Origin of the sequence: Streptomyces sp. NPDC046727 (genome assembly GCF_040645635.1) — a bacterium.
GTDB lineage: Bacteria > Actinomycetota > Actinomycetes > Streptomycetales > Streptomycetaceae > Streptomyces.
Genome location: NZ_JBEYYR010000048.1, coordinates 66275 through 72376, shown reverse-complemented (window position 1 = coordinate 72376; position 6102 = coordinate 66275). Strand labels below are relative to the sequence as shown.

The 6102-nt window shown below is 71.9% G+C and carries 7 protein-coding genes; 3 read left to right on the top strand and 4 right to left on the bottom strand.

Translation table 11 applies throughout. The features are described from left to right. Positions 1-626, bottom strand: a 626-nt coding sequence (locus ABZ937_RS38330; protein WP_361699209.1) for a maltotransferase domain-containing protein, incomplete at its 3' end; no start/stop codon positions are given. A gap of 109 nt (positions 627-735) precedes the next feature. Next, positions 736-1035, bottom strand: coding sequence for a DUF5133 domain-containing protein (locus ABZ937_RS38325; protein ID WP_361699207.1), 300 nt, complete (start codon positions 1033-1035; stop codon positions 736-738). Between the two features lie 302 nt (positions 1036-1337). Here ABZ937_RS38325 and ABZ937_RS38320 point away from each other — a divergent pair, with 302 nt between their 5' ends. Beyond that, on the top strand, positions 1338-1850 hold the full coding sequence (locus tag ABZ937_RS38320; protein WP_361699205.1) for a pep a2: 513 nt from the start codon (positions 1338-1340) through the stop codon (positions 1848-1850). Then, entirely contained in the window at positions 1847-4039 is a 2193-nt protein-coding gene (glgX, locus tag ABZ937_RS38315) for a glycogen debranching protein GlgX (RefSeq protein WP_361699203.1), read from the top strand. The genes ABZ937_RS38320 and glgX overlap by 4 nt, the downstream gene beginning before the upstream one ends. On the opposite strand, the gene ABZ937_RS38310 is transcribed toward glgX, so the two are convergent. Beyond that, positions 4011-4820 carry a VOC family protein gene (locus ABZ937_RS38310; RefSeq protein ID WP_361699201.1) on the bottom strand — a complete coding sequence of 270 codons (810 nt, stop codon included), beginning with the start codon at positions 4818-4820 and terminating at the stop codon, positions 4011-4013. The two genes, glgX and ABZ937_RS38310, sit on opposite strands and share 29 nt — an antisense overlap. Positions 4821-4947: 127 nt before the next feature. Between ABZ937_RS38310 and ABZ937_RS38305 the strand changes: the two genes are divergently transcribed. Next, the gene (locus ABZ937_RS38305) at positions 4948-5262 is read left to right on the top strand and encodes an ANTAR domain-containing protein (protein ID WP_361699199.1); all 315 of its coding nucleotides are present in this window, start codon (positions 4948-4950) and stop codon (positions 5260-5262) included. Positions 5263-5266: 4 nt separating this feature from the next. On the opposite strand, the gene ABZ937_RS38300 is transcribed toward ABZ937_RS38305, so the two are convergent. After that, complete coding sequence (locus ABZ937_RS38300; RefSeq protein ID WP_361699197.1) at positions 5267-6064, bottom strand: RNA polymerase sigma factor SigF; 798 nt, start codon at positions 6062-6064, stop codon at positions 5267-5269. Positions 6065-6102 lie beyond the last annotated feature (38 nt).

The window sequence follows — 6102 nt, the reverse complement described above, 5'->3', positions numbered from 1 at the left end:
CGGGGGAAGAACTCGTACCAGGAGCCGTACAGGGCGCGTTCGCGTTCCACCAGCAGGGGCATCGGGTCCGAGGCCGTCACCAGCTCCCGCAGCGGATGGCGGGCGAGCACGGCCTCCACCTCCGGTGACAGTGCGGCCCCCAGACGGTCGTGGACCGACAGGGAGTCGTCGCCGAGGGCCCGCGCGGCGGCCAGGACCAGGGCGCGCTCGGGGCCCTTGGGCACTCCGGCGGCGGCCCGCTCGTACAACTCGGCGCCCGCTTCCAGGACCAGGCCGGTGTCGATCCCGGCCGGCACCTTCACGGACGCGGTGTGCCGCCAGGTCGCCAGCGGATGGCTCCACGCCTCCACCCGGAAGGTCCAGCGGCCCGTCGTGTCCGGGGTGATCTCCGCGCCCCAGCGGTCGCTGCCCGGGGAGAGTTCCCGCATCGGAGTCCAGGGGCCGCGGCGGCCCTTCGGATCGCGCAGGACCACGTTCGCGCCCACGGCATCGTGCCCTTCGCGGAACACGGTGGCCGTGACCTCGAAGGTCTCCCCGGCCACCGCTTTCGCCGGGCGCCTGCCGCATTCCACGGCCGGCCGGACGTCGCGTACCGGTACACGGCCGATGGCCGGGGTCCTGCGCATGCATCTCACCTCCGCCGTGCGCGAAGCCGGGCACGCGGCCCGGCTTCGCGATCCGAAAGTCGGGCCGGCGTGAACCGGTCCCGAGAGGAACGCCTTGTACGGTGCCAGGTCAGGGCCTTGGCGCCGTGGAACGCCGCTCCGGTGGCGGCGATCTTCTGGCCGCCCGACGCGGCTGTGGCCGTCCGTCCTGCTCGCGCAGGTAGGTGACCAGGTTCGTGCGGAGATAGCGCTCGGCTGCGTCCGCGGCCTCGCGGGCGCAACGTTTGCCCATCAGCACGCACAGGGTGTACCCCGAGTCCTCGAAGGTGGCCCGGACCGCGCGGTCGTGCGGCTTGGCGAGCATGATCCGCTCCCACGCCCGGTAACGCCGCAACTGCCGGGCCACTTCGCCCTTAGCGGGTAGCAGCATGGCCCTCTTCACCCTCCACGCTCTCGACTGGGCGCGTTCCCGACGGTCGGGTGGTGTCCGCGCGCGGGGAGGCACGGCACCGTTACGGCGATCGAGGCTTTCACTTATGGTGCACGCGCGACGACGCAGCGTCTTGTTGGAGCTTCAACCACGGTGGGTGTCGCCCCCTCGTGTTGCACGAATGGCGTAGCGGACGCACCGTGGAGGTGACTCAGAAGCGATCAGCACTCACGCTATGTGTCCGGGGTCCCTCCCGGACGGACCAGAGGAGCGACAGCTTCGCCGGTGAGGAGCAAGCGACGATGAAGACCGCAGTGCCCTGCTACTACCACCTGGATGTGGAAGTCAGCCCGGAACGCGTGGGACAGGTCAGCCGCATCCTGGCCGCCCACCTCCGCTACTGGGACCTCGACAACCTCGTCGACCCCGTCTGCCACGGCGCCGAACTGCTGCTCCGGGCGATCGACGCGCACGTGACGGACAAGCGCACCTCGATCGAGATGTGGTGGAACGGCCAGCACCTCATCACGGCCTTCGGCGACGACGACCCCGATCTGCGCCCGGACCTGGACCTGCGGTCCTGCCTGGCGGACATCGCCGCGATGAGCGACGGCTGGGGCTGCTGCGCCTCGGACACCGGCAGCAAGATCATCTGGTTCTCCCAGCGTGCCCGCGCCGGCGAGCGCGTCCCGCTGGTCCCCGTCGCCCCCGCCCCCACCCTGCGGACGGGCCTGAAGGTGCCGCGCGCGGAGCCCGTGGCCGTGCTGGCCGGGCCGGCACCCGCAGGTGACGACGCCCTGGAGGGCAGCCGGTGACCGCCCGCACATCCCGCAAAGGGCTGCCCGTCTGGAGCGGGCAGCCCTACCCGTTGGGCGCCGCGTCCGACGGACAGGGCACCAACTTCGCCCTGTTCAGCGAGGTCGCCCAGCGCGTCGAGCTGATCCTCGTCGACGACGCCGGCACCGAGACCCCGGTCCGGCTGCACGAGGTCGACGGCTTCGTCTGGCACGCCTACCTGCCGGGCATCGGCCCCGGCCAGCGCTACGGCTACCGGGTGCGCGGCCCCTGGCAGCCGGCGCTCGGCCACCGCTGCAATCCGGCGAAGCTGCTGCTCGACCCGTACGCCCGCGCCGTGGACGGCCAGATCGACAACCACGCCTCCCTGTACGAGCGCGACCCGGACGGCCCCGCCCCGGCCGACAGCGCCGGCCACTCCATGCTGGGCGTGGTCACCGACCCGTTCTTCGACTGGGGCGACGACCGTCCGCCCAGGACGCCGTACGCGGAATCGGTGATCTACGAGGCCCATGTGCGCGGTCTCACCTGCCGCCACCCGGACGTCCCCGCGCGGCTGCGCGGCACCTACGCCGGCCTCGCGCACCCCGCCGTGACCGAGCACCTCACCTCGCTCGGCGTGACCGCGGTGGAGCTGATGCCGGTGCACCAGTTCGTGCAGGACGGCGTGCTCCAGGACCGCGGCCTGTCCAACTACTGGGGCTACAACACCATCGGCTTCTTCGCCCCGCACAACGCCTACGCCGCCTTCGGCACCCGCGGCCAGCAGGTCAACGAGTTCAAGGCCATGGTGAAGGCGCTGCACGCGGCCGGCCTCGAAGTCATCCTCGACGTGGTCTACAACCACACCGCCGAGGGCAACGAACTGGGCCCCACCCTCTCCTTCCGCGGCATCGACAACGCCTCCTACTACCGCCTCGTGGACGGCGACTGGGCGCACTACTACGACACCACCGGCACCGGCAACAGCCTGCTGATGCGGCACCCGTACGTGCTCCAGCTGATCATGGACTCGCTGCGGTACTGGGTCACCGAGATGCACGTCGACGGCTTCCGCTTCGACCTCGCCGCCACGCTGGCCCGGCAGTTCCACGAGGTGGACCGGCTCTCCGCGTTCTTCGACCTGATCCAGCAGGACCCGGTGATCAGCCGGGTCAAGCTGATCGCCGAGCCCTGGGACGTGGGGGAGGGCGGCTACCAGGTGGGCAACTTCCCGCCCCTGTGGTCGGAGTGGAACGGCAAGTACCGGGACGCCGTACGGGACTTCTGGCGGGCCGAGCCCGGCTCGCTCGGCGAGTTCGCCTCCCGGCTCACCGGCTCCTCCGACCTCTACCAGCACAGCCGGCGCCGGCCGCGCGCGAGCGTCAACTTCGTCACCGCGCACGACGGTTTCACGCTCCGCGACCTCGTGTCGTACAACGACAAGCACAACGAGGCGAACGGCGAGGGGAACCGGGACGGCGAGAGCCACAACCGGTCCTGGAACTGCGGGGCGGAGGGCGAGACCCGCGACCCCGCCGTCCTCGAACTCCGCGCCCGCCAGCAGCGCAACCTGCTGGCCACGCTGCTCCTCTCGCAGGGCATCCCGATGCTCTGCCACGGCGACGAACTCGGCCGCACCCAGCGCGGCAACAACAACGCCTACTGCCAGGACAACGCCCTCTCCTGGGTGGACTGGGACCTCACCGACGAGCAGCGCGGCCTCACCGACTTCACCCGGCGCCTGATCGCGCTGCGCGCCGCGCACCCGGTGCTGCGGCGGCGCCGCTTCTTCCGAGGCGAGACCGCGACCAACGCCAGGCAGCCGCTGCCCGACCTGATGTGGCTGCGGCCCGACGCCCGCGAGATGACCGACCGGGACTGGCACCGCGACGACGCGCACTCGGTCGCCGTGTTCCTCAACGGCGACGCCATTGCCGAACGCGACCCCCACGGCCGCCGCATGGTCGACGACTCCTTCCTGCTGCTCGTCAACGGCTACTGGGAGCCGGTCGGCTTCCGCCTGCCCGACGGCTCCTTCGGCGAGCGCTGGGCCACCCTGATCGACACCGCCGAGCCCGACGGCATCCCGGACGAACGCGAACGCAAGGCCGGCACGAGAGTGCCCTTGGAGGCCCGCAGCCTGGTCCTGCTGTCACGTCCGTCGCGCGCGACGCCCCAGGGGCCCGGGGGCCGCCCTGTCACCGGCTCCGGTGCGACGTCACGGTGAACTGCGCGCCGTCCGCGTCGCGCAGGATCGCCTCGGTCTCGTCCTCCCGCAGCACGCTGCCGCCGTGCTTCTCCGCCGCGCGGGCGCAGCCGGGCACGTCGGTCACCGCGAAGTGGACCTGCCAGTGCGGACGCACCGAGGGGTCCGGGGCCGCCTCCACCGCGCCCGAGTCGATGCGCGCCACCACGTCACCCCGGCTGCGCAGCACCACCTCGGCGCCCTCGTACTCGACCTCGCAGCACCCCGGCTGTCCGGTCGCCCAGTCCAGGATCTCGCCGTAGAAGATCGCGGAGTCGAAGGCGTCCCTGGTGTGCAGCCGCACGAAGGTCGGTGCCGCCTGCCGCCACGCCTCCCAGTTGCCGACCAGTTCACCCTGCCAGATCCCGAACGTGGCCCCGTCCCGGTCGGCGAGCAGCGCCGCGCGGCCCGGCGGGAACGAGAGCGGCCCGACCGCCGCCGTACCGCCGCGCTCCCGGGCCCGGGACACCGCCACGTCCGCGTCTGGCACCGCGAAGTACGGCGTCCAGGCCACCGCCATCTGCCACATGGAGGCGATGGCGGCGATCCCGGCCACCGGGACCCCGCCCGCGAGGGCGATCCGGAAGTGCTCGCCCAGTTTGGCGCCGCGCCAGCGCCAGCCCAGGACGGCGGAGTAGAAGTCCTGGGTGGCCTGGAGATCCCGGCTGGTCAGGCTCACCCAGCACGGCGCACCGAAGACGGAGTGGGTGGACATGACGTTCTTGCTGCGCGGGGAGGCGCCGGCGGGGGTGTCGTGGTTCATGGCAGTCGCGTCCTGCTCTCGGGGCCGGGCGGCCACCGGTCTGGCACCAGTGTCCAACCGGCAGGGGGTGGAGTGCCTGTCGAGTACCCCAGGTGGCGGGGGGCCAGGCCGCTGGCAGGATGGAGGGGTGGTAGAGAGCGAGCCGGATCGGGTGGCCGCGCTGCAGGCGGAGGTCGACCAGCTGAAGGCGGCGGTGACCTCGCACGCGGTCGTGGACCAGGCGATCGGAATGATGGTGGCGCTCGGCCGGGTCACCCCGGACGAGGGATGGCAGGTGCTGAAGGAGGTCTCCCAGCACACCAACATCAAGCTGCGCAACATAGCGGAGCTGATCCTGATCTGGGGCCGGCGCGGCGACATCCCGGCGGAGATCCGCGCGGCGCTGGAGGACGCCCTGGACCGCTACGGCCCCACGCAGGTGCCGGGGGCCGAGGAGAAGTAGGGCATCAGGGGCAGCGGGCCTCCGTGAGCAGTTCCTCGCGCAGCCGGTCGAAGCAGCCGCTGAGCAGCCGCGAGACGTGCATCTGCGAGATGCCGAGCTGCTCGGCGATCCGGCTCTGTGTCATACCGCGGAAGAACCGCAGATACAGGATGGTGCGTTCGCGCTCGGGCAGCGCCGCCAGACACGGCTTGACCGCGGCCCGGTCCACGACGAGGTCGTACCCCGGGTCGGGTCCGCCCAGGGAATCGCCGAGCGCGTAGCCGTCCGTGCCGGCCACCTCGGCGTCCAGGGACAGGGCGGAGAAGCACTCCAGCGCCTCCATGCCGGTGCGCACCTCGTCCTCGGTGAGCCGCGTGTACGCGACGATCTCGGCGACGGTGGGCGCCCGGCCCGACGTGGTCTGCGCCAGCTCCTTCGTGGCGGCGCGGATCCGGTTGCGCAGATCCTGCACCCGGCGCGGTACGTGCAGGGTCCACATGTGGTCCCGGAAGTGGCGCTTGATCTCCCCGGTGATGGTGGGCACCGCGTACGCCTCGAAGGCGCGCCCGCGGGCCGGGTCGTAGTGGTCGACGGCCTTGACCAGGCCCAGCGCGGCCACTTGGTACAGGTCCTCCAGGGCCTCGCCACGGCCGCGGAACCGTACGGCGATCCGCTCGGCCATGGGCAGCCACAACCGGACCAGTTCATCTCGGAGAGCCTGGCGCTCGGGGCCGTCGGCCAGCGCCGCGAGCCGCTCGAAGGACTCGGCCGTATCCGGGGCGTCGTCGTGAGGATGGGGCTTCGTGCTGCCAGTGACAGGCATCGCGCGCACCCCTTTCGGCAGGTGCCGGCTGGACAGAC